This is a genomic window from Acinetobacter sp. ANC_7513 (assembly GCF_056779915.1).
The window spans coordinates 1-390 of sequence record NZ_JBWYIW010000030.1; the positions used below are offsets into that span (position 1 = coordinate 1).

The following is a 390-nucleotide window of genomic DNA, read 5'->3' on the forward strand; positions in this document are numbered from 1 at the left end:
CGACTGCACTGAATCAACTAGAAGCAACTGGTGGCAAATATGCATTGTGCTCTATGTGTATCGGTGTGGGTCAAGGCATCGCTTTAATTATCGAACGTGTTTAACTATTAAAAACCCCCTCCCTTTTCTCAAGGGAGGTCGGGAGGGATTCTATGCCTACTTTTTCTTCAAATGATGCGCAAATCAATTATCAAACTTTTGGTGATTCAAGCAAGCCTGCTCTTATTTTCTCTAACTCTTTAGGGACAAATTTCAGCATGTGGCAATCACAAATTGAGTTTTTTAAAGCTTCTCATTATGTGATTTGTTATGACACACGTGGTCATGGTGCATCGGACGCGCCTCAAGGTCCATATACCATTGATCAACTTGGTCAAGATGTGGTGAATT

General features: G+C 41.0%; 2 pseudogenes. Both read left to right on the forward strand.

Annotated features, from left to right (window positions below):
* Positions 1-104 (forward strand): annotated as a pseudogene (locus AC1M9B_RS14390) (hypothetical protein); the annotation flags it as partial.
* A 48-nt stretch (positions 105-152) separates the two neighbouring features.
* Positions 153-390 (forward strand): annotated as a pseudogene (locus AC1M9B_RS14395) (3-oxoadipate enol-lactonase); the annotation flags it as partial.